Annotated in this window: 26 protein-coding genes; 10 read left to right on the forward strand and 16 right to left on the reverse strand. The window is 72.8% G+C overall.

The window, feature by feature from the left end:
* Nucleotides 1-302: 302 nt before the first annotated feature.
* Complete coding sequence (locus FHX74_RS10640; protein ID WP_182560088.1) at nt 303-1,319, reverse strand: 4-hydroxy-3-methylbut-2-enyl diphosphate reductase; 1,017 nt, start codon at nt 1,317-1,319, stop codon at nt 303-305.
* A 115-nt stretch (nt 1,320-1,434) separates the two neighbouring features.
* Here FHX74_RS10640 and xseA point away from each other — a divergent pair, with 115 nt between their 5' ends.
* Both xseA and FHX74_RS10650 read left to right on the forward strand, forming a co-directional pair.
* Nucleotides 1,435-2,649, forward strand: coding sequence for an exodeoxyribonuclease VII large subunit (xseA, locus tag FHX74_RS10645; protein WP_182560089.1), 1,215 nt, complete (start codon nt 1,435-1,437; stop codon nt 2,647-2,649).
* 6 nt (nt 2,650-2,655) lie between these two features.
* On the forward strand, nt 2,656-2,916 hold the full coding sequence (locus FHX74_RS10650) for an exodeoxyribonuclease VII small subunit (protein WP_182560090.1): 261 nt from the start codon (nt 2,656-2,658) through the stop codon (nt 2,914-2,916).
* A 233-nt stretch (nt 2,917-3,149) separates the two neighbouring features.
* Here FHX74_RS10650 and FHX74_RS10655 read toward each other — a convergent pair whose 3' ends face one another.
* Nucleotides 3,150-4,121 (reverse strand): helix-turn-helix domain-containing protein, encoded by a 972-nt coding sequence (locus FHX74_RS10655; RefSeq protein WP_182560091.1) that lies wholly within the window; start codon nt 4,119-4,121, stop codon nt 3,150-3,152.
* A gap of 85 nt (nt 4,122-4,206) precedes the next feature.
* Between FHX74_RS10655 and FHX74_RS10660 the strand changes: the two genes are divergently transcribed.
* Complete coding sequence (locus tag FHX74_RS10660) at nt 4,207-4,383, forward strand: hypothetical protein (RefSeq protein WP_182560092.1); 177 nt, start codon at nt 4,207-4,209, stop codon at nt 4,381-4,383.
* Here the strand turns inward: FHX74_RS10660 and FHX74_RS10665 are convergent.
* The gene (locus tag FHX74_RS10665) at nt 4,370-4,924 is read right to left on the reverse strand and encodes a DUF4245 domain-containing protein (protein ID WP_182560093.1); all 555 of its coding nucleotides are present in this window, start codon (nt 4,922-4,924) and stop codon (nt 4,370-4,372) included. The genes FHX74_RS10660 and FHX74_RS10665 overlap by 14 nt on opposite strands.
* A gap of 94 nt (nt 4,925-5,018) precedes the next feature.
* Between FHX74_RS10665 and FHX74_RS10670 the strand changes: the two genes are divergently transcribed.
* Nucleotides 5,019-6,380 carry a hypothetical protein gene (locus FHX74_RS10670; RefSeq protein WP_182560094.1) on the forward strand — a complete coding sequence of 454 codons (1,362 nt, stop codon included), beginning with the start codon at nt 5,019-5,021 and terminating at the stop codon, nt 6,378-6,380.
* Between the two features lie 27 nt (nt 6,381-6,407).
* On the opposite strand, the gene FHX74_RS10675 is transcribed toward FHX74_RS10670, so the two are convergent.
* Genes FHX74_RS10675 through FHX74_RS10685 form a run of 3 tightly spaced genes read right to left on the reverse strand, consistent with a single transcriptional unit; the run spans nt 6,408 to nt 8,187 of the window.
* On the reverse strand, nt 6,408-6,962 hold the full coding sequence (locus FHX74_RS10675; RefSeq protein WP_182560095.1) for a hypothetical protein: 555 nt from the start codon (nt 6,960-6,962) through the stop codon (nt 6,408-6,410).
* Nucleotides 6,959-7,537 carry a hypothetical protein gene (locus FHX74_RS10680; RefSeq protein ID WP_182560096.1) on the reverse strand — a complete coding sequence of 193 codons (579 nt, stop codon included), beginning with the start codon at nt 7,535-7,537 and terminating at the stop codon, nt 6,959-6,961. Before FHX74_RS10680 ends, FHX74_RS10675 begins: the two co-directional genes overlap by 4 nt.
* The gene (locus FHX74_RS10685) at nt 7,534-8,187 is read right to left on the reverse strand and encodes a hypothetical protein (protein WP_182560097.1); all 654 of its coding nucleotides are present in this window, start codon (nt 8,185-8,187) and stop codon (nt 7,534-7,536) included. Before FHX74_RS10685 ends, FHX74_RS10680 begins: the two co-directional genes overlap by 4 nt.
* A 73-nt stretch (nt 8,188-8,260) precedes the next feature.
* Between FHX74_RS10685 and FHX74_RS10690 the strand changes: the two genes are divergently transcribed.
* A complete protein-coding gene (locus FHX74_RS10690; protein ID WP_182560098.1) occupies nt 8,261-9,667 on the forward strand; it encodes a class II fumarate hydratase in 1,407 nt (468 codons plus the stop codon).
* Between the two features lie 309 nt (nt 9,668-9,976).
* Here FHX74_RS10690 and FHX74_RS21090 read toward each other — a convergent pair whose 3' ends face one another.
* The 4 genes from FHX74_RS21090 to FHX74_RS20270 form a co-directional block, all read right to left on the reverse strand.
* Nucleotides 9,977-10,684, reverse strand: a complete 708-nt coding sequence (locus FHX74_RS21090) for an aggregation-promoting factor C-terminal-like domain-containing protein (RefSeq protein WP_182560099.1) — start codon at nt 10,682-10,684, stop codon at nt 9,977-9,979.
* Between the two features lie 88 nt (nt 10,685-10,772).
* The gene (locus FHX74_RS10700; RefSeq protein WP_328823759.1) at nt 10,773-12,110 is read right to left on the reverse strand and encodes a PhoH family protein; all 1,338 of its coding nucleotides are present in this window, start codon (nt 12,108-12,110) and stop codon (nt 10,773-10,775) included.
* Nucleotides 12,111-12,378: 268 nt separating this feature from the next.
* Nucleotides 12,379-13,185: an isoprenyl transferase gene (locus FHX74_RS10705; protein WP_182560100.1), complete on the reverse strand. Its 807-nt coding sequence runs from the start codon at nt 13,183-13,185 to the stop codon at nt 12,379-12,381.
* A gap of 81 nt (nt 13,186-13,266) precedes the next feature.
* Nucleotides 13,267-14,247 carry an ion transporter gene (locus tag FHX74_RS20270; protein ID WP_182560101.1) on the reverse strand — a complete coding sequence of 327 codons (981 nt, stop codon included), beginning with the start codon at nt 14,245-14,247 and terminating at the stop codon, nt 13,267-13,269.
* 246 nt (nt 14,248-14,493) lie between these two features.
* Between FHX74_RS20270 and trhA the strand changes: the two genes are divergently transcribed.
* Complete coding sequence (trhA, locus tag FHX74_RS10715; RefSeq protein WP_182560102.1) at nt 14,494-15,213, forward strand: PAQR family membrane homeostasis protein TrhA; 720 nt, start codon at nt 14,494-14,496, stop codon at nt 15,211-15,213.
* A gap of 27 nt (nt 15,214-15,240) precedes the next feature.
* Here the strand turns inward: trhA and FHX74_RS10720 are convergent, their stop codons facing one another.
* The 4 genes from FHX74_RS10720 to mca all read right to left on the reverse strand — a co-directional run bounded on the left by FHX74_RS10720 (nt 15,241) and on the right by mca (nt 19,619).
* Nucleotides 15,241-17,325, reverse strand: a complete 2,085-nt coding sequence (locus tag FHX74_RS10720) for a thioredoxin domain-containing protein (protein ID WP_182560103.1) — start codon at nt 17,323-17,325, stop codon at nt 15,241-15,243.
* Nucleotides 17,326-17,368: 43 nt separating this feature from the next.
* Nucleotides 17,369-18,154, reverse strand: a complete 786-nt coding sequence (locus FHX74_RS10725) for a YoaK family protein (RefSeq protein ID WP_182560104.1) — start codon at nt 18,152-18,154, stop codon at nt 17,369-17,371.
* A 190-nt stretch (nt 18,155-18,344) separates the two neighbouring features.
* Nucleotides 18,345-18,656, reverse strand: coding sequence for a hypothetical protein (locus tag FHX74_RS10730; protein ID WP_182560105.1), 312 nt, complete (start codon nt 18,654-18,656; stop codon nt 18,345-18,347).
* Nucleotides 18,657-18,665: 9 nt separating this feature from the next.
* On the reverse strand, nt 18,666-19,619 hold the full coding sequence (mca, locus tag FHX74_RS10735) for a mycothiol conjugate amidase Mca (RefSeq protein WP_407941476.1): 954 nt from the start codon (nt 19,617-19,619) through the stop codon (nt 18,666-18,668).
* Nucleotides 19,620-19,732: 113 nt separating this feature from the next.
* Here mca and FHX74_RS10740 point away from each other — a divergent pair, with 113 nt between their 5' ends.
* Entirely contained in the window at nt 19,733-20,158 is a 426-nt protein-coding gene (locus tag FHX74_RS10740) for a DUF4307 domain-containing protein (protein WP_182560106.1), read from the forward strand.
* Nucleotides 20,159-20,220: 62 nt separating this feature from the next.
* Nucleotides 20,221-20,733, forward strand: a complete 513-nt coding sequence (gene greA, locus FHX74_RS10745; protein WP_182560107.1) for a transcription elongation factor GreA — start codon at nt 20,221-20,223, stop codon at nt 20,731-20,733.
* 102 nt (nt 20,734-20,835) lie between these two features.
* On the opposite strand, the gene FHX74_RS10750 is transcribed toward greA, so the two are convergent.
* Nucleotides 20,836-21,249, reverse strand: coding sequence for a DUF2089 domain-containing protein (locus FHX74_RS10750; protein ID WP_182560108.1), 414 nt, complete (start codon nt 21,247-21,249; stop codon nt 20,836-20,838).
* On the reverse strand, nt 21,249-22,289 hold the full coding sequence (locus tag FHX74_RS10755) for a hypothetical protein (RefSeq protein WP_182560109.1): 1,041 nt from the start codon (nt 22,287-22,289) through the stop codon (nt 21,249-21,251). Before FHX74_RS10755 ends, FHX74_RS10750 begins: the two co-directional genes overlap by 1 nt.
* 172 nt (nt 22,290-22,461) lie before the next feature.
* Here FHX74_RS10755 and FHX74_RS10760 point away from each other — a divergent pair, with 172 nt between their 5' ends.
* Nucleotides 22,462-22,980, forward strand: a complete 519-nt coding sequence (locus tag FHX74_RS10760) for a MarR family winged helix-turn-helix transcriptional regulator (RefSeq protein WP_182560110.1) — start codon at nt 22,462-22,464, stop codon at nt 22,978-22,980.
* Nucleotides 22,977-24,740, forward strand: coding sequence for an MDR family MFS transporter (locus FHX74_RS10765; RefSeq protein WP_235970549.1), 1,764 nt, complete (start codon nt 22,977-22,979; stop codon nt 24,738-24,740). The genes FHX74_RS10760 and FHX74_RS10765 overlap by 4 nt, the downstream gene beginning before the upstream one ends.
* Nucleotides 24,741-24,815 lie beyond the last annotated feature (75 nt).

The raw sequence follows: 24,815 nt of genomic DNA on the forward strand, positions 1-24,815 counted from the left end.
CGAGTCAGGACAGCGCCGAACTGTGACGCGCGCTGTGCCCGAGACGTGCGCTGAGCCTGTTGTCGAAGCGCCCCAAGACGCTCTTCGACAGGCTCAGAGCGCCTCAAGGGGGCAAGCTCAGGGCACCGTGATCGGCGAGCGGCCCGAGAGGTGCGCTGAGCTTGTCGAAGCGCTTGCTTACCACCCTTCGACAGACTCAGGGCACCGCGATCAGCGAGCGGCCCGAGACGTGCGCTGAGCCTGTCGAAGCGCCGCTCAACGCCCCGTGCCCGAGGTTCAGAGCGCCGTGGCTCGAGACGTCCTCAGTCGTTGATGGCGCCCTTGCGGAGGTCGCGGCGCAGCTCGGGCGGCAGCGCGAAGGTCAGCGACTCCTCCGTCAGCCGCTCCTCGGTGGCCTGCGGGAACCCGTGGCTCCGCAGGTGGTCGAGGACGCCCTGCACCAGGTCGTCGGGGACCGACGCGCCGCTGGTCACGCCGACGGTGCTGACGCCGTCGAGCCAGGCGTCGTCGATCTCGCCGGCATTGTCCACGCGGTAGGCGGCCTTGGCCCCGGCCTCGAGCGCGACCTCGACCAGCCGGACCGAGTTCGACGAGTTCGCCGAGCCGACCACGATCACCAGGTCGGAGTGGCCGGCGATCTGCTTGATCGCCAACTGCCGGTTCTGGGTCGCGTAACAGATGTCGTCGCTCGGCGGGTCGATCAGCTGAGGGAACTTCTGTCGGAGCTTGCCGACCGTCTCCATGGTCTCGTCGACGCTCAGCGTGGTCTGGCTCAGCCAGGCCACCCGGCTCGGGTCCTTCACCTCGAGGCCGTCGACCTCGCCCGGGTTCTGCACCAGGGTGATGTGCTCGGGCGCCTCCCCGGTGGTCCCCTCGACCTCCTCGTGACCACCGTGGCCGATCAGCACGATCTCGAGGCCCTCTCGGGCGAACCGGCGCGCCTCGTGGTGCACCTTGGTGACCAGCGGGCAGGTCGCGTCGATGGTCTTGAGCGTCCGCTCCTTGGCCTCGGCGTGCACGCTCGGTGCGACGCCGTGGGCCGAGAACACCACCGTGGCACCCGCGGGCACCTGATCGAGCTCGTCGACGAAGATCGCGCCGCGCTGCTCGAGGGTCTCCACCACGTGCCGGTTGTGGACGATCTGCTTGCGGACGTAGATCGGCGCCCCGTAGGTCTCCAGCGCCCGCTCGACCGTGACCACGGCGCGGTCCACGCCGGCGCAGTAGCCGCGCGGCGCAGCCACCAGCACCCGCTTCGCGGCGGTGGGGTCGGGAGCGGGCGCGGCACCCGGGTCCGGCGTCGTGGCGTCGGTCGTCATGGTCCCGAGTCTAGGAGGCCCGGCGAGCCAGACCCGCCGCGCGGACGACCCGCGCGAACGACCGGCGGTGGACGCACGCCCAGGGCTGTCGGCGCCCACCCCTACCCTCGTCGTCATGCCGTTGGAGTCGTCGCCGGAGAGCCCGCAGCCGCTGCGGGTGGTGGCGCACAACGTCAAGCTCTGGATCGAGCGGCTCGGCTGGGTCTGGGTCGAGGGCCAGCTGATCGAGATCAACCGCCGCTCCGGCGCCCGGACGGTCTTCCTCACCCTGCGCGACAAGCTCGCCGAGGTCTCGGCCAGCGTCGCGGTCTCCCCCGCCACCCTCGACCTGGCCGGTCCGCTGACCGAGGGTGCCACCGTGGCGGTCCGGCTCAAGCCGTCCTACTACGCCCCGAGCGGACGGTTCTCCTTCTTCTGCGACGAGATCCGCCCGGTCGGCGAGGGCCGGCTGCTGGCCCGGCTCGAGCAGACCAAGCGGCTGCTCCAGGCCGAGGGCCTGTTCGACCGGGTGCGGAAGAAGCCGCTGCCGTTCCTGCCCCGGGCCGTCGGTCTGATCACCGGGGCGGCCAGCGCGGCTGAGCGGGACGTGATCGAGAACGCCCGACGCCGCTGGCCCGCGGTGACCATCGTCGCCCAGAACACCCTGGTGCAGGGCCCGCAGGCGGCCGAGGAGATCATCACCGCGCTCGGCCGACTGGACGCCGCCGCCGAGATCGACGTCATCGTCATCGCCCGGGGCGGCGGGTCGCTCGAGGATCTGCTGCCGTTCTCCGACGAGGGACTGATCCGCGCCGTCGCCGCCTGCCGGACGCCGGTGGTCAGCGCGATCGGGCACGAGTCCGACACCCCGATCCTCGACCTGGTGGCCGACGTCCGCGCCTCGACGCCCACCGACGCGGCGCGACGGATCGTCCCCGACCTGACCGAGGAGCGGCGCCGGGTGGACGAGGCGTCCGGACGGCTCCGCCAGGCGATCGAACGCCGGCTGTCGCGCGCCGAGGACGACCTGCGCACCCTGCGCTCGCGGCCGGTGCTGTCGGCGCCGCTGGCCGGCATCGACCTGTGGCACGAGCAGGTCGACGCGCTCCGGCACCGCGCCAGCCGGGCGATCGACCACCGGATCCGGCAGGAGTCCTCGACCGTCGAGCACACCATCGCCCGGGTCCGCGCGCTGTCGCCCAAGGCCACCCTCGAGCGCGGCTACGTGATCCTGACCGACGCGGCCGGCACCGGGATCTCCAGTGCCGAGCAGGTCGAGCTCGATGACCGGCTGACCGCCCACCTGGCCCGAGGACGGCTCGAGCTGACCGTCCGTTCCCGAGAGACGTGAGGACCGATGGCGACCAAGAAGACCGCGGACACCACCGCCGAGAACGACGACGCCGCTGGGGCCGACGACGAGCTCGCCGGACTGAGCTACGAGCAGGCGCGCGAGGAGCTGCTCCGGGTGGTCCAGCAGCTCGAGTCGGGCGGTGCGCCGCTGGCCGAGTCGCTCGCCCTCTGGGAGCGCGGCGAAAGACTGGCCACCCTGTGCCAGCAGTGGCTCGACGGTGCGCGGGCCAAGGTCGAGGCCGCGGGCGAGAAGCGCGGGAGCTGAGCCTGGTCCACCCGGCGCTTCGGCAGGCTCAGCGCACGCCCCCCAGCGCTTCGACAGGCTCAGCGCACGTTCTGCAGTGCCACTCAGCGCTTCGACAGGCTCAGCGGACGGTTCCACTTCGACACGCTCAGCGCACGTCCTGCGGCGCTTCGACGGGCTCAGCGCACGTCCCGCCCCACACTTCGACGGGCTCGGCGCACGTCACCGAACACTGCGACAGGGCCGAGCACCCGTCAGGCGGACCGGACGGCGAAACGGCGGCGGTAGTCGACCGGGGCGACCCCGACCTGACGACGGAAGTGGTCGCGGAGGACGACCGCGGAGTTGAACCCGACGGTGTCGGCCACCTGCTCGATCCCGAGGTCGGTCTCCTCGAGCAGCCGGCGGGCCTGGAGCACCCGCTGCTGGGTCAGCCACTTGTGCGGAGTCGTCCCGGTCTCGGCGGCGAACCGGCGGGCGAAGGTCCGCTCGCTCATCATCGCCCGGCGGGCGAGGCTGGCCGCGGTGTGCTCCTCGGCCAGGTGGTCGACCAGCCAGGTCAACAGGTCGGCCAGACTGTCCGCCCGGCACTCGGGCAGCGGCGTCGGGACGAACTGCGCCTGACCGCCGTCCCGCTGCGGCGGCACCACCATCCGCCGGGCGATCCGCACCGCGATCTCCGAGCCGAGCTCGCGCCGGACCAGGTGCAGCGCGGCGTCGATCCCGGCCGCGGTCCCCGCGCTGGTGACGATGTCGCCGTCGTCGACGAAGAGCACGTCGCCGTCCACCTCGACCTCGGGGAAACGCCGGCGCATCGCGTCGACGTACATCCAGTGCGTGGTGCACCGCCGGCCGTCGAGCAGGCCGGCCGCGCCGAGCACGAACGAGCCCGAGCACAGCGAGAGGATGGTCGCGCCCGCGGCATGGGCCGACCGCAGCGCGTCGAGCACCTCGCCCGGGTAGTCGTCGTCCGAGCGGATCGGCGTGGCGGCCACGATCACCAGGTCCGACCCCGCCACGCCGTCGAGACCGTGGCTGGCCTGGATGGCGAACGGCGCCAGCGACTTGGCCTGGAGCGGACGGCTCGGGTCGAGTGCGCAGACCCGGAAGTCGAGATCGGGGATGCCGTCCTCGGGGCGGGTGATCCCGAAGACCTCGACGGCGACGCTGAACTCGAAGACGGCGACCGGCTCGACCAGCACCACGCTCACGACTCGGAGACTCACCCGTCCAGCCTAGTGGCAGGAAAGCTTCGCAACCAGTCATCCTTGCCACTGGTGGCAGGATCTCATTGGCCGAAGACTATCTGCCATGACCGTTCTGATCGTGCTCGCGCTGGCCGGGATGCTCTGGCTGGCGCTGGAGCTGAGCGACCGCCGCTACCGCCACCACCCGCACGCCGACCTGGGAGCCGACGTCGACCGCCGCCGGATCGCCGACGAGCTGCGCGCCGCCGAGCAGCGCGGGGAGCGGCTCAGGACGCTGTGAGCGTCCGGACGAACGCCTCGAGCTGGTCGTAGGGCACGTCACCGCTGACCACCGTGGTGGCCTGCTTGGTGGTCAGCACCAACGAGCGGGTCTGCTGCCGGTCGTTGGTCACCAGCCGCTGCCAGGTGTTCGCGCCGATGACGCTCTGCCCGTCGGCCACCCCGTTGCGGCTGGCCGTGGCCACGAAGTCCGCGCCTCCCCCGGCCTGCTCGTCGATCCCGAGGTAGACGTCCTGCGCGTTGAGCGTGCCGAACTGCCAGCGGTCGGCGGGCACCGGGTTGCCGGTCAGGTCCGGATTGCCCCGCTGCACCCAGGAGACCTGCGTGGGCCGCCAACCGTTCGGCAGCTCGGTCGGGGCCCAGATCGGGAAGTTCGCCTGCTCGCGGGCCTGGGCCAGCACCGGCTTCCAGTCGACCACCTGCACCGGCGGTCCCGGCACCCGTTGGGTGAAGAAGAGGGTGATGGCGACGATCGGGATCAGCAGCACGGCGAGCGAGATCACCATGTCCCGAGGGGTCGCCTGCCGGCCTGCGCGCGCCACCCGGCCATCCTGACACGGCGCTCCGAACCGGCCCGCCGCTCGACCCGTCCGCGAACGTGACGCCGGTGCGACCGCGCTGACCTACCGTGTGCGGGTGCAGACGCTGAGGACGGCGCGGGGCCTGCTCGCCGACGTCGTCCGCCTGCTCCGGGCCCGGTGGGGGTTGCTGATCGGCTGGTACTGCCTGGGCTGGGCCGTCCACCAGGGCTGCCTGTTCCTGTCCGCGCTGCTCGGCGTCGACCACGCCGTACTGGCCAACCTCGTCTTCGTGGTGGGCGTGGTGGCCCGACTGCTCTCGCTGGTGCTGATGATCCAGGCCCTCGAGCCGGCCCTCGGCTTCGCCGCGCTCCGCCCGGCACGCGAGCCGGTCGACGGCGCCGACCCCCCGACCGGGCTCCGGATCCCCGCCTCGGTGTTCGAACGTCACGGACCGTGGCAGACCGCGGCCCTGGCGATCGGCCCGTTCCTGGCCGTCTACGCGGTCTGGGGTTTCGTCGAGGACGAGGTGCGTGACCTGTTCGTGGCCAACTACACCGTGCTCGGGCTCGGTGACGTCACCCGCTGGTCGATAAGCCTGGATCCGGCCCGGTGGCGGTTCTACCTCGCGACGGCGGTCGCCGGCTGGCTGGTCCGGACCCTGGCCGAGCAGCTGCGGCGGCGGCGGCCGGGCCGACCGCTCGACGCCGTCGCGGTGCTCGCCGAGGGTGTCTGGACCTTCGGCGTGTTCGTGCTGGTGGTCATCGCGGCCAAGGCCGTCCGCGGCTGGCTGCAGACGAGGGTGGTGACCCTCGAACTGCTCACCGCCTGGCAGACGCTGCTCGACCTCGTGCCCGACTGGCGGCTGCCGTTCGGCCCCACGCTCAGCCAGCTCCTCGACACCCTGGTCCGGGTCGCCCCGGGCGCGGTGGGCACGGTGCTGCTGCTCCCGCTGATGTGGCTCGCGCTCACCGCGACCGTCTTCGGCTGGCGCGACATCCGCGCCGACGAGGTCGTGGCCGGCACCCGGCTCGAGGCCCGGGTCCGCCGGTTGACGGCGGCCGGGTCGGCGCCGCGGGACCCGTTGGCCTGGGTCGCCCGCACCGCGACCTCCGACCTGCGGACCAAGTACCTGCCGGTCGCCCAGGCGTTCCGGCTGGTGCTGGCCGCCGGACCCCGGCTGGTCGGCGTCTACCTGGTGCTCGCCACCCTGCTCGCCTCGGTCGCGAACCTGTTGGCCATCGGGCTCACGGTCCTGGTGGGCCCGACCGACCAGGCGGTCGGGCTGCTGCTCGACCCGCTCGAGCAGCTGCTGGTCAGCCTGCCGGTCACCGTGGTCTCGGTGACGCTGTACGGCGCCGGCTTCGACCGGGCGGTGGTGGTGGCCACCCGCGGACCCGGCGAGGACGGCGACCCCACGACCACACCGGCGCCGGCGCCGGCGGCGCCCGGACCGGCACCGGCCGTCAGCCACCCCTGAGCGCCCCACGACCCGATCGGTGCCGGCTCAGCGGTGGAGCTCGACCCCGTGGTCACCGCCGTCGACCTCGATCCGCAGCACGGCCCGGTCGGCCTTACCGGCGGGGACCAGGAAGGCCACGCCGATCCGGGCCGGCTGGTCGTAGGCGAGGGGCGCGTCGTCGGTGGCGCTGCAGGTGAGCCGTCGGGGCCGGGCGATGCGGTAGGTGACGGTGTCGTCGGTCTGCCAGACGTCATCGCCGGCTCGGAGGCTGACGTCGCAGAACTGCTCGTCGAGCGGTGACCGGCGGTCGTGGACCGTCCGGGTGAAGGTGACGAACACGATCTCGGTCCCGGCGGGGGCGCGGACCGGATCGTCTCCGGCCTCGTCCGGCGCGAACCGCGTGCCGACCGCGAACCGGTCGAGCCGGTAGTCGACGCCCGCCACCGTGACCGTGCGTCCCGGGCCCGCGGTGGCGTCGGGCCCGAGCGGCTCGAGGGCCAGGTAGGCGTGAGCCCCGGTGGCCAGCGCGACGAGCAGGGCGATCGCACCGGCGACGGCGGCGAACCGCGGCGCCCGGCCCGGCCCGGGACGCGTACTCATCCGGTCACCCGGACGGTGGAATCGGGCACCCGGACCGCTCCCGGGTCGATCGCGGTGGCCGCCGTCAGACCCAGGTCGACCCGCGTCGCCCGGGTGTAGAAGTCGAAGGCACCACCGTCGGCGTCGATCACCAGCCGGGACCCGGGGACGTGCTCGGGCGGCACCTCGAAGACCATGGTCGCGGTGCGGGTGAAGCCGGCCTGGGTGGTCGACAAGCCCTGCGAGACGAACTCGTCGCGGGGCTCGTAGGACAGCCCGGTCGTGGTGAGCAGGGTGACCCGGCTGAAGAGCCGCTGCCGGTGCCGGACGTCGACGGCGAGCCGGACCAGCACCAGCCGTTGCCGGCTGACGAACGGGTCGCCGTACGAGCGCGACGCCGAGCGGGCCAGCCGCACCTGCTGGACCGTGGTGGTCAGGTCCGGCTCGACCACGGACTGCCCGACCCGGCCGTCGACCCAGTCGCGCCGGACGTTCGTGGCCGGGTCCGGGGTGACCGCGGTCAGCACCAGCGCGAGCAGCACGCAGACCACCAGGGCCACCCAGCCCGAGCGGGCCCGGGTGCGCGCGCCGGTCACCGGCGGACGTCCCGGACCGGGGCGCTGACGTGGCCGACCGGCCCGGTCAGGCTCCAGTTGTCGTCGTCGAGGTAGGTCGGGCGGGAGTACTCGTCGCGGAGCACCACCTGCACCACGGCCGGCACCCGAGGTGCCGGCGGTTGGACGCTCTTCCCACCGCGAGCCGTCGGCGCGGGCCAGGCGTAGTCGAGGACCAGCGGCCGCGGGACGTCCGGGTCGAAGCCACCCTGGTAGCCGGCGGTGGGCACGGTGGTCGGTTGCGGGTCCGGCGCCGGACCCCCGGGGACCAGCAGGGTCACCAGTCCGGTGGTGGGGCCGTAGGTGGAACGGTCACCGGTCCAGGTGAGCCGGAGATGCAGCCGCAGGGTGGTCGGCCCCGGGGACCCGTAGGCGTCGGTGTCGGACAGCTCGACCCGGTCGACCACCACCTGCCAGCGGGCGAGCTCGACGGTGGCCCCCGGCGCCCAGCGGGCGGCACCGACCGGCGGGGCGGTGCGGAAGCCGCCGAACGCAGCGACCAGCCCGAGGACGATCACCACGGCCGCGGCGACGAGCGCCGCCCGGCCCGTCGGACCACGCAGCGCGGCGGCCACGGACCGGTTCGCCGAACCGCCCGTCGCCCGGCCCGTCATCCGGCGTGACCCCTGCACGGGGTCACAGTAGAGGCGGCCGGGTCCGGGACCCGGGCACCTGCGAGGGCCGGGAACGGCGAGAATGGCGCCCATGAGCGACCACACCGCCGAGGGCGACTTCCGGATCGAGCACGACACGATGGGCGAGGTGCGGGTGCCGGCCGCGGCGCTGTACAAGGCACAGACCCAGCGGGCGGTGGAGAACTTCCCGATCTCCGGAGTGCCGATCGACCCGGCGCTGATCGCCGCGCTCGGCCGGATCAAGGGAGCGGCCGCGCGGGTGAACGCCGACCTCGGGGTGGTCAGCCCGGAGATGGCCGAGGCGATCGCCACCGCTGCCGCCCGGGTGGCGTCCGGCGAGCACGACGGCGAGTTCCCGATCGACGTCTTCCAGACCGGGTCGGGCACGTCGAGCAACATGAACACCAACGAGGTGATCTCCACCCTGGCCACCGAGCTGCTCGGCGCCCCGGTGCACCCGAACGACCACGTCAACGCCTCGCAGTCGAGCAACGACGTGTTCCCGAGCGCGATCCACATCGCGGCCACCGACAGCCTGGTCAACACCCTCGTCCCGGCACTGGCCCACCTCGAGCAGACCCTGGCCGCCAAGGCCGACGAGTTCGCCGACGTGGTCAAGAGCGGACGGACCCACCTGATGGACGCCACCCCGGTCACCCTCGGCCAGGAGTTCGGCGGCTACGCCACCCAGATCGGCTACGGCATCCAGCGCGTCCAGGCCACCCTGCCGCGGGTCAGCGAGCTGCCGCTCGGCGGCACCGCGGTGGGCACCGGGATCAACATGCCCGCAGGCTTCGCCGCCGCGGTGATCGCGATCATCGCCGAGGACACCGGGCTGCCGCTGACCGAGGCGAAGGACCACTTCGAGGCCCAGGGCGCGCGGGACGGTCTGGTCGAGGCCTCCGGCGCGCTGCGGACCATCGCGGTCAGCCTGAACAAGATCGCCAACGACCTGCGCTGGATGGGCTCCGGGCCGCGCGCCGGGCTCGGCGAGATCGCCCTGCCGGACCTGCAGCCGGGCAGCTCGATCATGCCGGGCAAGGTCAACCCGGTGCTCTGCGAGGCGACCACGATGGTCTGCGCGCAGGTGATCGGCAACGACGCCGCCCTCGCCTTCGCCGGTGCCGGTGGCGCCTTCGAGCTCAACGTCATGCTCCCGGTGATGGCCCGCAACCTGCTCGAGTCGATCCGCCTGATCGCCAACGTCAGCCGGCTGCTCGCCGATCGTTGCGTCGCCGGGATCACCGCCAACGTCGAGCACTGCCGCACCCTGGCCGAGTCCTCGCCGTCGATCGTCACCCCGCTCAACCGCTACATCGGCTACGAGGACGCCGCCGCGGTGGCCAAGCAGGCACTCAAGGAGGGCAAGACGATCCGCGAGGTCGTGGTCGAGCGGGGTTTCGTCGGCGACAAGCTGACCGAGGAGCAGCTGGACGCCGCGCTCGACGTCCTCGCGATGACGCGCCGGGCGCAGTGAGGGTCGAAGGACTCCCGCCCCGGAGCGGCAGCCCGCACGGAGTGCGGTGCTCGGCCGACTCCACCCAGACGCCGGCGGCCGCCCGTCCGAGCGCGGGGGTGGGGACAGGGTGGCCGGGTGTGGTCGGGCGTCTGAGCGGGGCGCGATGCAGACCCGACGGAACTGCGGACGCAAGGCGCCCCGCGAGGCGGGCGGGACACCCTATCCCCACCCCCGCGCGGAGCGCACCCACCGAGCCCAGCGCGCTTCGACAGGCCAAGCGCGCTTCGACAGGCTCAGCGCACGGGCTCAGCGCACGGGCTCAGCCGGTTAGTACCAGCCGTTGGCGCTCTTGAACGCCCACCCACCGCAGGGGGTGCCGTAGCGGTCCTTGAGGTAGGACAGGCCCCAGGTGATCTGGGTCGCGGGGTTGGTCTGCCAGTCGGGGCCGGCCGAGGCCATCTTCGACCCGGGCAGTGCCTGCGGGATGCCGTAGGCGCCGGACGCCGCGTTGGTGGCGTTCACGTCCCACATGCTCTCGCGCATGATGATGTTGTTGAAGCAGGCGAACTGGTCCGACCCCCAGCCGTACTTGTTCTGCATGATCTGACGGGCGATCGAGCGCGGGTCGGTGGTGCCGGGCAGGTAGCCCTGCTGCTTGATCAGCGCGGCCCGGCGTGCAGCCGCCGCCTTGGCCTTGGCCTCGGCGGCCTTCTTCTTGGCCGCCGCCTCGGCCGCCTTCTTCTTGGCCGCGGCGAGCTGGTCGACCACCTGCTGCTGGCGCGCGCTGGCGTAGACCTGCTTGTCGTCCGCGGCCGCCGCCTGCGGGTCGACCGAGAGCGCGAGACGGGTGGCGTCACGCGAGGTGTCACCGATCCGCGACGCCGCGTCGCCGATCGGCGCGGTAGCGCCGGGCGGCGGCGCGACCGGCGGCGTGGCGTTCGCCGAGGACCCGCTCAGGACGGTCCCGATCACCGCGGTGGCGGTCACCGCGGACAGGCTCGTACCGATCAGGGCGTGTTTGAGGATTCGACGCACCGGGGCACCCTGCCACAGCCCCGTTACCGAAACGAAATCTTCTTAACGATCCAATAGGCCGTTTTGTGACGAATGCGACAGAAATCGATCAGAGTGGCACGTCTTCGAGCATCTCTGTGACGAGCGCCGCAATCGGCGACCGCTCCGAGCGGGTCAGGGTGACGTGCGCGAAGAGCGGGTGACCCTTCAGCTTCTCCACCACAGCGACCACGCCGTCGTGCCGTCCGACCCGCAGGTTGTCCCGCTGGGCGACGTCGTGGGTGAGCACCACCCGGCTGTCCTGACCGATCCGGCTGAGCACGGTGAGCAGCACGTTGCGCTCCAGGCTCTGGGCCTCGTCGACGATCACGAACGCGTCGTGCAGCGAGCGTCCCCGGATGTGGGTCAGCGGCAGCACCTCGAGCAGCCCGCGCTCGAGGATCTCCTCGATCACCACCTTCGAGGTGACCGCGCCGAGGGTGTCGAACACCGCCTGGGCCCAGGGGGCCATCTTCTCGCCCTCGTTGCCGGGCAGGTAGCCGAGTTCCTGACCGCCGACCGCGTAGAGCGGACGGAAGACGACCACCTTGGAGTGCTGCCGGCGTTCGAGCACGGCCTCGAGCCCGGCGCAGAGCGCGAGCGCCGACTTGCCGGTGCCGGCGCGGCCGCCGAGCGAGACGATCCCGACCGACGGGTCGAGCAGCAGGTCGAGGGCGACGCGCTGCTCGGCCGAGCGACCGTGGATGCCGAAGGCGTCCCGGTCGGCGTGGAGCAGCCGCACCTCCTTGCCCGGCATCACCCGGGCCAGCGCGGTCCCGGTGGGCGCGACCAGCCGGACACCGGTGTGGCAGGGCAGCCCGCGGGTCACCTCGAGGTCGGCGCTGCCGTGGGCGTAGAGCCCGTCGAGCTCGCCCGTGGTGACCTCGACCTCGGCCATCCCGGTCCAGCCCGACTCGACGGCCAGCTCGGCGCGGTACTCCTCGGCGGTCAGGCCGACCGCGGAGGCCTTGACCCGCATCGGCAGGTCCTTGCTGACCAGGGTGACCGACCGTCCCTCGGCGGCGTAGTTGAGCGCCACGGCGAGGATCCGGCTGTCGTTGTCACCGAGCCGGAAGCCGTCGGGCAGCCGGGTCGGGTCGGTGTGGTTGAGCTCGACGTGGACGGTGCCGCCGACGTCGTTGACCGGGACCGGCGCGTCGAGCCGGCCGTGGGCGATCCGCAGGTCGTCGAGCTGACGGAGCGCGCTGCGGGCGAAGTAGCCGAGCTCGGCGTGGTGCCGTTTGGCCTCGAGCTCGGAGATCACCACCACCGGGAGGACGATGTCGTGCTCGGCGAACCGGCGCATCGCGTGCGGGTCGCTGAGCAGGACCGAGGTGTCGATGACGTAGGTGCGGCGGCCGTCGGGGGTGGGATCGGTGGCCTGCGCGAGGTGCTGAGCAGTGGTCACGGTGCTGCCCTTCTGGAGGCCGCACGCATCCACAGCGCCCGGCCCCACGGTCAGGTGGTCGGCCGGGCGGTCGGGTCGAAGCCGACCCGTGATCGATGAACCGTCGAAGGACGGTGCATGCATCGCCTCCCAGACGGGCCGCTTCCCCACGGCCCGTGCCTCGCACGCTACGGTCCGCGCACGGCGGCTCCGGCACGACGCGCCGATCCTTCACGCAGCCGTCATATCCGTGGCGATCGGCGCGTCACGCCGGTCACCGGACCGGCGGTCAGCCCCCGAAGCGGCGCTCGCGCTGGGCGTAGGACCGCAGCGCGCGGATGAAGTCGATCTTGCGGAAGTCGGGCCAGAGCGCCTCGTGGAAATAGAACTCGCTGTGCGCCGACTGCCACATCAGGAAGCCGCTCAGCCGCTGCTCCCCCGAGGTGCGGATGATCAGGTCGGGGTCGGGCTGACCGCGGGTGTAGAGGTGCTCGGAGATGTGCTCGACCTCGAGCGTCTCGGCCAGCTGCTCGATCGAGGTGCCGTTGCGGGCCTGCTCGGCGAGCAGCGAGCGGAAGGCGTCGCGCAGCTCGTGCCGCCCGCCGTAGGACACCGCGACGTTGACCAGCATCCCGTCGATGTCCTTGGTCTCCTCGGCCACCGCGCGGAGCTCGGCGGCGGCGTCGGCGGGCAGCAGATCGAGCGCGCCGACCGGGTGGATCCGCCACCGGCGGGCCGCGGCCAGATCACCGACGAGACCCGAGATGACCTCCATCAGCGGGCCGATCTCGCTCTCGTCGCGTTCGAAGTTCTCGGTCGAGAGCACCCAGAGGGTGACGATCGGGATGCCGACCTCCTCGCACCAGCCGACGAACTCCCGCAGCCGGGCGGCACCGGCCTGGTAGCCGACCGCGAGCGGCTGCCCGGGAGCGTTCGCCCGGGCCCAGCGCCGGTTGCCGTCGGCCAGCACGGCGACGTGGTGCGGCAGCCGGGTCCGGTCGAGCTCGGCGATCAGCCGGTGCTCGTAGGTGGAGTAGAGCAGGCCGGACGGGTGCAAGCGGTCCACGAGTTCGCGCACCCGATCGAGCCTGGCCATGGCGTGAGGGTAGCCCCCGGCGGTGTGCCCGCCGACCGCCGTCGGCGCGCACGCGCGGGCCGGGCCCCGAGCGGTCCGCGGTCAGGCCGGACGACCGGACCTGACGGTTCCCGCGGCCGGCGTCTGAGCCGGCGACTGGGCCGGTGACTTGGCGGGTGCCTTGGCCGGTGTCTTGGCCGGTGTCTTGACCGGTGTCTGGACCGGTGTCTTCGCGGGGGTCTTGGCCGGTGTCTTCGCGGCGGTCCGGGCGGGCAGCCCGCGCTCGCGCCGGTCCTGCTCGAGCGCCCGGGTCAGCGCGGCGACGGTGGCGGTGAGCTCGTCGAGCTTCTGCTCGACCTCCTGCGCCTGGTCGCGCTCCTCCTCGCCGATCTGCTGCACCAGCCAGGCGGCCAGCGAGGCGGTGATCAGACCGAGCAGGGTGATCCCGCCGATCATCACCGCGACCGCGACCACCCGGCCGGTATCGGTGGTCGGGAAGTGGTCGCCGTAGCCGACGGTGGTCATCGTCTCGACGGCCCACCACAGCGCGTCCCCGAAGGTCTTGATGTTGGTCTGCGGGTTCGCGCGCTCGGCGTCGAGGATGGCCAACGAGCCGCAGAACAGCAGCAGCGCGCAGCCCGCGCCCGCATAGATCGCCACCCGACCGCGCAGCCCGCGCGAGGCACGCCGGTTGAGGAACCGGATCATGCTGGCCAGCCGGAGCAGCTTGAGCGGCCGGAACAGGCTGAGCACGATGATCGCCAGGTCAAACAGGTGGAACCAGATGTAGCGGCGCCGGTTCCGGTTGAGCGCGAAGCGGCCGATCGCGTCCACCGCGAACAGCGCCCAGGTCACCCAGACCACCACGTGGCACAGCCGCACCAGCCACGGGGCCATCCCCGGCTGCAGGATCGGCCAGGCGTACCCGACGAAGAAGAGGACGGTGGCGGCGACCAACGGCCAGGTGGTCAGCCGCTCCCAGCGGCGCAGCGGCGCCGAGCTCCCCCGGGAGGCCTTCTTCGGAGCGGACGTGCTCGGACCGCCCGACGACTTCGCCGGGCCCCCGGACGTCGCGGCGCTCACAGCCGCACGGTAGGTCGCCGGGGGCCGACTGCGCGAGCACCGTTCAGTCGCTTCGCAGTCTGCGTCCCCGTCCGGGCAGGCTGACCGCTCCGAACCCCTCGACGACCGGTCGCCGGACGTCGAGCGGCAGCGGTTCGTCCGTCGACTGAGAAGCGGCCTCTCGACAGCGTCCACCGATGGTCACCAGAACCTACGCTCCCGTAACCTACGGTCTGTAAAGTTGATTCCGACCCGGAGAGGAGCTCCATGGCCCACAGTGCCCCGACCGTTCCCACCCGACCTGCGGGCGACGCCGCACCGAGCCCGGCGGAGTCGCTGGGCCAGGTCGTCCGCCAGGTCAAGCCCCGCCTGCGCGGCTGGTTGCACGCCGGCATCACGCCGGTCGCGGTCGCCGCCGGCATCGTGCTGGTCTGCCTCGCTCCGACCGGGCTCGGCAAGCTCGGCGGCGCGGTGTTCCTGGCCGCCTCGCTGCTGCTCTTCGGCACCAGCGGGATCTACCACCGCTTCACCTGGGGTCCGCGCGGCGAGGCGGTGCTCCGCCGGATGGACCACGCCAACATCTTCGTGTTCATCGCCGCCACCTACACCCCGATGGCCCTGCTGATGCTCACCGGCTCGGACCGGGTGCTGCTGCTCAGCCTGATCTGGGGCGCGGCCGGTGCCGGGCTGGCCTTCCGGTTGCTCTGGCTCGGCGCCCCGCGCCGGCTCTACACCGTGCTCTACCTGGTGACCGGGTGGACGGCGCTGTGGTGGATGCCGACCTTCTGGCGGACCGGCGGCCCCGCGGTGGTCGCGCTGATCCTGGCCGGCGGGCTGCTCTATACCGTCGGCGCGGTCGTCTACGCCCGCAAGAAGCCGGATCCCTCGCCGCGCTGGTTCGGCTTCCACGAGGTCTTCCACGCCTGCACCATCGCAGCGTTCGTCACCCACTACGTGGCGATCTCGATCCTCACCTACTCGGCCTGAGCCGCGGTCCGGCGCCGGGCGCAGCGCTCAGAGCGCGGCGAGCTGCTCGGCCAGCTCGGCGGGCTCGGTGACCGGCAGCCGGCAGACGAAGTGCCGGCAGACGTACGCCGTCGGCCGGCCGTCCCGCAGCGGGCGGTCGGCGAGCAGCGCGACGCCCGACTGGTCCGGGCGGCCGACCACCACGACCGAGCCGGCGGGCGCCGCCCGGCGGGCCAGCGTGGCCAGCGCGGCGGTGGCGGGGTCGTCCGGGTCGCCGGCGATCGCGACCTGAACCGCGGACTGCCGGAGCCGGGTGACCGTGGCGGCCAGCAGCCAGCCGGCGAACCGGGGTGCCCGCCGGACCAGCACCGCGGCGGAGTCGAGCGCACGCTCGGCCCGCCGCTGCCAGCGCAGCTCGCCGGTGAGGTCCGAGAGCCGCTGCAGGGCCAGCACCGCCGCGCTCGTCCCGCTCGGGGTCGCGTTGTCGGTGGGGTCGCGGGGCCGGGTGACCAGCGTCTCGGCGTCGGCGGCGGTGTCGTAGAAGCCGCCGTCCGCCGCACCCTCGGCGCCGTCGGGTCCCGTCCCGAACGCGGTCAGCACCACCGCGGCCAACGCCTCGGCGCGCCCGAGCCAGGGGTCGGGCCCGAGCACCTCGGCCAGCCGAACGCAGGCCTCGGTCAGCGCCGCGTAGTCCTCGAGCAGCCCGGCAGCACTCCCGGCCACGCCGTCCCGCGAGGTCCGGCGGAGCCGTCCCGCTCCCCCGGCGGCGCCGGCGTCCCAGTGCAGCCGCCAGACCAGCTCCGCCGCGGTGCGGGCCGCGTCGAGCCAGTCCGGACGCTCGAACACCCCGGCCGCCTCGACCAGTGCGCTGACCGTCCAGCCGTTCCAGGCGGCGACCACCTTGTCATCGCGGGCCGGCCGGGCGCGTTCCTCTCGCGCCGCCCACAACCGCTCGCGCACCACGGGCCAGCGGCCGTCGTCGGTGAGGGTGCGGGCGTCACGCCGGGTCAGGGTCGAGGTGCCGCGCTCGAAGCTGCCGACGTCGCTCACCCCGAGCTCGGCCGCCGCCCGGGCACCGAGCTCGTCGCCGAGCACCGCGGCCAGCTGCGCGGGCGTCCAGACGTAGAAGGCGCCCTCCACCGGACGGCCGTCGGGGCCGGGCGAGTCGGCGTCCAGGCTGGCCGCGAACCCGCCCTCCGGCGTGCGCAGCTCGCGGAGCAGGAAGCCCACGATCCCCGCGGCCACCTCAGCGAACTGGGCCGCGTCGGGTCCGTCGGGGTCGCGCCGCCAGGCGTGGGTGTAGCAGCCGAGCAGCAGCGCGTTGTCGTAGAGCATCTTCTCGAAGTGCGGCACGGTCCAGGCGGCGTCGACGCTGTAGCGGGCGAAACCGCCGCCGAGCTGGTCGTGGATGCCGCCGTCGGCCATCGCCCGCAGCGTCCGGGTGGCCATGGTCACCGCCGGCTCGCCGCCCTCGCGGAGCAGCGCCTCGATCACCAGGGACGGCGGGAACTTGGGCGCCCGGCCGAACCCGGGGTGGTCGGTGTCGAAGTCGCCGTGCAGCAGGGTGACCGCCTGCTCGACGTCGGCGTCGTCGAGCCGGTCGTCGCCGCTCGAGGGTCCGAGCGGGCCGCCCGCCAGCCGGGCCAGGTCGGCGACGATCTGCCGGGCCCCCTCGCTCACCTCGTCGCGGCGCTGCTCCCAGGCCTCCGCGACCGCACCCAGCACCTGGCGGAAGGCCGGCATGCCGTGCGCGGGCACCGGCGGGAAGTAGGTGCCGCAGTAGAACGGAGCGCCGTCCGGGGTCAGGAAGGCGGTCATCGGCCAGCCGCCCTGGCCGGTCATCGCCTGGACGGCCTGCATGTAGACGGCGTCGATGTCCGGCCGCTCCTCGCGGTCGACCTTGACGGCGACGAAGTGCTCGTTGATCAGCGCCGCGGTCTCCGCGTCCTCGAACGACTCGTGCGCCATCACGTGGCACCAGTGGCAAGCCGCGTACCCGACGCTCAGCAGCACCGGGACGTCGCGGCGCCGGGCCTCGGCCAGCGCCTCGTCGCTCCACGGCCACCAGTCGACCGGGTTGTCGGCGTGCTGGAGCAGGTACGGGCTGGTCGCGCCGCTCAGTCGGTTCGCCACACCTCACCGTACGTGTCGGCGCACGGCGCGCCGGGCGGCGGGTTCAGCCGGCGGGGACAGCTGAACGGACCCGGCGCGGCCGGTGGTGGACCAGCAGCACCAGCAGCATCAGCGCGGCGCAGACCCAGGCAGCGCGGTCGCCGAGACCCGCACTGGAGAAGGCACCGACGAACACCCCGGCCACGAACCCGGCGAACGGCACCAGCAGGCTCCGCGGCACCCGCCAGCGGCCGGCTTCCCGGCCGGTCAGCGCGGCGAGCGTGGCGTTGATCATCCGCACCGAGTTGCTGGTCATCACTGTGGTGGTGAACGCCGAGTCACCGACCTGCCGGAAGCCGGCGATCTGCATCCCGGAGACGAAGGCGACCGTGCAGGTGACCGCCGGCTGCGGGAAGGTCGGCGGCAGGAAGCCGACGGCGGTGAGCACCGCGACCTGGAGCAGCAGGGTGAGCAGCTGGAGCGTGCGCTCGCGGCGAGTGCGGGTGACCTCGGTCGCCGACCGGCTCAGGACCCAGGCGGCCGCCACCCCGGCGGCGAAGGCCAGGTAGGTGACCAGCGGCAGCCAGAACGCGATCACCTCCGGGGCGACCGCGCCGATCGCGATCAGCACCAGGTTGCCGGTCATCGCCTCGGCGAACACGTGCCCGTGCTGCAGGAACACGTAGGCGTCGACCGCACCGGTGGCCAGCATCAGCAGGGCGCCGGCGGTCAGCGTGAGTGCGGGGTCCGGGGCGGCCGGTCGGGCGGCGCGCGTCCCCGGCCTCGGATCGGCAGAGGTCTCGGCAGAGATCGCGGCGGAGGTCTCGGCCTCCGCGTCATGCCCCGTCACCGTGAACCGGGAGACCGGTTCGGGAGGGGCAGGCGGCACCCGAACCCGAAGGCTGGGTGCCGCGGCGGCCCGTCCTCCCCCCGAAAGCGGGCCGTTGCGAACAGTCTGGACGATGAGGGGACGACTCGGGGTCGGGACAACACGTCTCTCAGACTTTTCTTGCCGATCCGGCGCCGCGAGGAGGCGGCGTTCAGCCTGGCCGGCGGGTGTCGGAGGCGGTCTCGCTACTCCCCGACTCGACCGCCGCGCCGCTCGCAGCGTTGGTCCGGACCCGCTCGCGCGCCTGCTCCTGCGCCTCGGTCTCGGCGCTGGGGATCTGACCGACGTTCGGACCGGGCGCCCGGCCGTAGGTCTCCTCGTCGCTGGGCAGGTCACCGATCCGCCGGAACTGGCGCCGCATGCTCCGGTAGAGCACGACCATCACCGCGGCGAGCACGAGCGTGATGATGAACGGCGTCCAGCCGGGCTTCACCACGTTCGGGTCGATGTCGAAGACGGTCACGGCTGCAGCCTACGCCCGCCCGCCGGGCCCGGGCCGGGTCGCGATCCCCGCGAAGAGGTCGTCCTCGGGCGCCTCCGGCGAGCCCTGCGCCGGCACCAGGCTGCGGGCCAGCTCGAAGTCCTCGGTGGGCCAGGCCTCCCGGTGGATCTCCAGCGGCACCGCGAACCAGGCGCCCTTCGGGTCGACCTGGGTGGCGTGGGCGAGCAGGGCCTGGTCGCGGACCGCGAAGTAGTCGGCCGCCGGTATCCGGGTGGTCAGCCGCGCCTCGTGCGCCGGGTCCGGCTCCCACTCGGCCAGCCGCTCGGCGTAGGGCGAGGTGAGCCCGTGCGCCCTCATCGCGGCGTCGAGCGCGACGAACCGCTGCCGGTGGAAGCTGAACTGGTAGTAGAGCTTGAGCGGCTGCCACGGCTCGCCGGTGCCCGGGTAGGCGTCGGGATCGCCGGCCCGCTCGAAGGCCAGCACCGAGATCTGGTGGCAGCGGACGTGATCGGGGTGCGGGTAGCCGCCGTTCTCGTCGTAGGTGGTCATCACGTGCGGCCGGAAGGCGCGGACCACCTCGACCAGCCGGCCGACGGCCTCGTCGAGGTCGACCAGGCCGAAGCAGCCCTCGGGCAGCGGCGGCTTCGGGTCGCCCTCCGGCAGCCCCGAGTCCACGTAGCCGAGCCAGACCTGGTGGATGCCGAGGATGTCGCGGGCCCGCTCCATCTCCTGACGGCGGATCTCGGCGATGTTCGCCGCGACGTCCGGCCGGTCCATCGCCGGGTTGAGGATCGAGCCTCGCTCGCCGCCGGTGCAGGTGGCGACCCAGACCTCGACACCCTCGGCGACGTACTTCGCGGTGGTCGCCGCCCCCTTGCTCGACTCGTCGTCGGGGTGGGCGTGGACGTTGAGCAGGCGCAGCGGTTCGCCGGCCTCGTCCAGCCGGAGCGGCGGGTGCAGCGAGTGTGGGGCACGGGACGTCACCGGGCCATGCTGGCAGACCGGCCGCCGCGCGCTCGCCGGTGCTCGCACCGGCCCGGCGGCGGGGACCGGGCCCGGCAGCGGAGACCGGGCCCGGCAGCGGGGACAATGGCTGCGTGCCCGATTCCACCGCGCAGGCCGAACGGGCGCGGATCGCCGCCAAACTGGCCGCCCGCTACCCGCCGCCGCGGTTCCCGAAGGCCGCGTTGGTCGGCCTGGTGGCGGTGCTGGCCGCCGGCTTCCTCACCTGGCTGGTCTGGGCGGCCTGGCTGCACGCCGAGCCGGCGGTGACCGCTCAGGTCTCCGCGTTCGCGTTCCCCTCCGACACCCGGGCCGACGTGACGGTGACGGTGCAGCGCCGCGATCCGGCCGAGCCGGCCAGCTGCCGGGTGATCGTCCAGGCCACGAACTTCGAGAACGTCGGCGAGATCGACGTGGTGGTGCCGGCCGGCACCGACAAGCTGGTCGACGCCAAGGAGACGATCCGGACGCTCCGTCGCGGCACCTCCGCCTCGGTCAGCTCGTGCCGGTTGATCGGCTGATCCCCGCGACGATCCCGCCGGAACGGGCTGCCCGGACGCACACCGCTTGATAGCCTGGCGGAATGTCTGAAACCACCTCGTCCCAGACGATCTGGCTGACCCAGGACGCCTACGACAAGCTCCAGCAGGAGCTCGAGTACCTCACCGGGCCCGGGCGCGCCGAGGTGTCGGCGCGGATCGCCGCGGCCCGCGAGGAGGGCGACCTGCGCGAGAACGGCGGCTACCACGCCGCCCGCGAGGAACAGGGCCAGCAGGAGGCGCGGATCCGCCAGCTCACCGACATGCTGCGCCGGGCCGAGGTCGGCGAGGCGCCGGACAACCCCGACGAGGTCGTCCCGGGCACCAAGGTGACCATCGCCTTCGGCGGCGACGAGGACGACACCGACACCTTCCTGCTCGGCTCGCGCGAGCTGCTCGGGGTGGACGACTCGGTCGACCTCAACGTCTACAGCCCGCAGTCGCCGCTCGGGTCGGCGATCCTGGGCAAGCACAAGGGCGACGCGGTCAGCTACCAGGCGCCCAACGGCAAGGACATCGCGGTCACCATCGTGGCCGTCGAGCCCTACCAGGGCTGAACACCCACGGACGCACGAACGGGCCCGGACGGATCATCCGTCCGGGCCCGCTCACGTCCGCGCTCGTCCCCCGGCGCCGCTCGCCGGGATCGGCTCGCCGGATCAGCTCGTCGGCAGCGACCCCGCCAGCAGCGTGGCCGCCTCGGCCGGGGTGAGGGCACCGCTGGCCACCTCGGCCAGGATCTGCTCCCGGCTCGGCGCGGCGGCCGGCTCCCCCGGCTCGGGCTCGGCGAGCCCCAGCTTGGCCAGCAGCTGGGTGAACCGCAGCCGCGCCGTGGGGTAGCTGACGCCGAGGTGGCGCTCGACCTCCCGCAGGTTGCCGCGCGAGGCGAGGAACACCCGGAGCGTCTCGAGGTCGGACTCGTCGAGCGCGCAGAACTCGCAGCTGCGGAAGACCCCGCCGATCTCGGTGCCGCACGAGGTGCAGCCCAGCCGGGTCAGCGCCAGCCCGTGCCCGCAGACCGGGCACTGGCTCGGCGGCCGGTGCAGCTCCGCGGCGGGCGTACCGGAGGTCATCAGGCGGTCGGTCCGGTCTGCCCGGCCGTTTGTCCGGTGGTCTGTTCGGAGCCGACCCGCACCGTGGCGTGGCCCATCAGCACCTCGACCTCGAGTTTGCCGCGCCCGTCGCCCATCACCACCTCGTCGCCCGAGCCGGTGTGGCCGCCGCCCCAGCTGACCTTGCCGAGCTGGGCGTCGGTGCTGACCGTGACGTCGGAGTCGTCGCTCAGCTGGATGCTCAGCGAACCCGACTCGGTGCGGATCCGCGACCGGCCGCCGGTGATCGTCCCCTTCACCGTGGCCTGACCGGCCTGGATCAGCGCGTCGCTGACCTGCGCGACGTCCAGCAGCTTGGCGCCGCCGGCGGTCACCCGCACCTTGCCGAGCCGCGGGACGCGCTCGGTGTGCAGGCTGCCCGCGGTCACCTCGACGTCGACGGTGATCGACGGGTTGACCCGCAGCAGCAGCTCCTTGCCGAGGCCGAGCGAGCGGAAGTCGTCGAGGTTGCGCGGGGCGCCGCGAAGGATCTGGAACCCGTCGACCGACGCGCCGAGCTCACCGTCGCTGGAGATCTCGAGCACCGAGCCGTTGCGCCGGAGCACGTGCGGCCCGTCCGCCGAGACGGTGGCCACCGAGGACTCGCCGATGATCCGGACCCGCCGGCCGATCGCCCGGACGCTGATCCGGTCCACGCCGCCGGGCGCGGTGACCCGGTTGACCCGGATCCGCCCCGGGGTCTCCTCGTCCTGCGGGGCGCTCGGCGTGACGGGCGCAGCGGCCGGGGCCGTCGCCGCCGGGCCCACCGGCTCACGGGTGTGGGTCGCCCGCTGCGGCCGGTCGGTGCTCTCGGCCCAGGCGTCCCCGCTCTCCTGCTCCACTGTCCCCGCGCTCTCCTGGGCGGCGGAGCCGGCTGCCGCGGACGCGTCGGTCGGGCCGCCGGACCCGGTCGTGGGACCGGTCGCCGACAGTGCGTCGATCCGTCGGGCCGCCTCGGCCGGGTCGATCCGGCCGGCGGCGAGGTCTTCGAGGATGGCCGGGAGTCCGGTGTCGTTGCTCATGCCGACCACCGTAGGTCCGCGGTTTCCATTCTGGAAAGGACTGCTTTCTACTTTCAGGGTCGGGTCAGGGTGGCTGACGGCTGCACCCCCGATCCTGTGCTGGAGCTGAGCCCGAGGGTCCTCAGCGAGATTTCATTTGCATGCATCACACAAACAAAAATATGCTTGCGGCATGCAATTGTCTGGATGGCAGCCCCGGACCCCCGAGGAGGGTCTGATCGCCGCGTTGATCCGCGTCGGGCGGATGTTCAAGTCCGCCGGCCGCGAGGCCGACCCGCACACCTACTGGCTGCTGCACATGCTGCGCTGCCGCGGGACCGTGCGGATGACCGATCTGGCCGCCGACCTCCAGCTCGACACCTCGACCGTCTCCCGGCAGCTCAGCCAGCTCGACAAGGCCGGTCTGATCGTCCGCTCCCAGCACCCGGACGACGGGCGGGCGCAGGCGGTCTCGATCAGCCCGGCCGGGACCGAGCTGCTCGACCGGGCCCAGGAGGAGCGGGTGCGGTTCGTCACCGAACGCACCGCCGACTGGGCTCCGGGCGACCTGGCCACCCTGACCCGGCTGCTGCTCGCGTTCGCCGGCGAGGACGCCGGCCGCGAGGAGACCCCGCACACCACGGAACCGCGCGACCGGTCCGCCGGCCGCACGCCCACCGACGCACGTACGCACGAACTGGAGCACGCATGATGTCCCGCAGATCCCGCCCGCAGGTGCAACCGCGGCACGCCCTCATCGAGGACGACCGGCCGGTGATCAGCACCGGGCGCAGCATGGCGCCCGCCGCCCCGCAGGTCGGCGCCGCGACGCCGGCCGCCGCCCCGGCCGGCGGGGGTGACGTCACCACCGCCGGCGGTGACTTCCTCAGCCACAAGCAGATCCTGGTGGTGCTGGTCGGCCTGATGGCGGGCATGTTCCTGGCCGCCCTCGACCAGAGCATCGTCGGCGTCGCGTTGCCGAAGATCACCTCCGAGCTCGGCGGCCTCGACAAGCTCTCCTGGGTGGTCACCGCCTACCTGCTGACCTCGACCGCGGCCACCCCGCTGTGGGGCAAGATCTCCGACCTGCTGGGTCGGCGGCCGATCTTCCAGACCGCGATCATCGTCTTCCTGATCGGCTCGGTCATCTGCGGCTTCGCCAAGCCGGTGTCCGACTGGTTCGGCGTGTCGGGCATCGACATCATGATCGCGGGCCGGGCCATCCAGGGTCTCGGCGGCGGCGGTCTGATGTCGCTCGCCCTCGCGGTGATCGGCGACGTGATCCCGCCCCGCGAACGCGGCCGCTACCAGGGGCTCTTCGGCGCGGTCTTCGGCGTCTCCTCGGTGGCCGGTCCGCTGCTCGGCGGCCTGTTCACCGACCACCTCGGCTGGGAGTGGATTTTCTTCATCAACCTGCCGATCGGCATCGCCGCGCTGATCATCACCTCCTTCGCGCTCAAGCTGCACCACGTCAAGCGCGAGGCCTCGGTCGACTACCTCGGCGCGGCCACGGTGGTCGGGTCGGTGACCTCGCTGATCCTCTACCTCAGCTGGGCCGGTCCGGACCGCGGCTGGACCTCCGCGATCGGCATCGGACTGCTGGTGGCCACCGTCGTCCTCGCCGGGCTGTTCGTGCTGGTCGAGAACAAGGTCAGCGAGCCGATCATCCCGATGCAGCTGTTCCGGCACTGGACCTTCGCCGGCAACATCATCTTCGCGATGATCATGGGCATCGGCATGTTCGGCGGCCTGATCTACCTGCCGATCTACCTGCAAGCGGTCAAGGGCTACAGCCCGACCGAGTCGGGTCTGGCCATGCTGCCGCTGGTCGTGGGCATGTTCACCAGCTCGATCAGCAGCGGCCAGATCATGAGCCGGACCGGCCGCTACAAGTGGATGCCGATCGTCGGGTCGGCCGTGGTCGGCGGCGCGCTGCTGCTCTTCGCCCAGCTGCACACCGACACCCCCTACTGGCACATCGCGCTGCTGATGCTGATGTTCGGCCTGGGCCTCGGTCTGACCATGCAGGTGGTGGTGACCGCGGTGCAGAACTCGGTCGAGCGCAAGCACCTCGGCACCGCGACCGCCTCGGTGACCTTCTTCCGGTCGATGGGTGGCGCGGTCGGCACCGCGCTGTTCGGCGCCATCCTCAACACCCGGCTGGCCCACCACCTCAAGGAGGTCGTCCCGGCGGCGCTCCAGGGCCGGGTCAGTGGCAGCTCGGGCGCGGTCAACGACGTCAGCGCGATCCAGCGGCTGCCCGAGCCGGTCAAGGGCTGGGTGCTCGAGGCGTTCACCCGCTCGATGGACGACATCTTCATGGTGGCCGCGCCGTTCATGCTGGTCGCCCTGCTGATCGCCGTCACCCTGCGGGAGAAGCCGCTCCAGGGCCGTCAGGCCGCCGGCGGGCAGCCGTCGCAGCAGCAGGACAGCGTCGCCGAGGAGCGGGAGCTGGTGGCCGTCGGCCACTGAGACCGACGCCCTCGTCAGGGCTGGCCGGCGGGCGCCGTGACCGAATCGTGAGCGAATTCGGTCCGGCGCCCGCCG

The sequence above is a fragment of the Microlunatus kandeliicorticis genome, from assembly GCF_014137855.1.
GTDB lineage: Bacteria > Actinomycetota > Actinomycetes > Propionibacteriales > Propionibacteriaceae > Microlunatus > Microlunatus kandeliicorticis.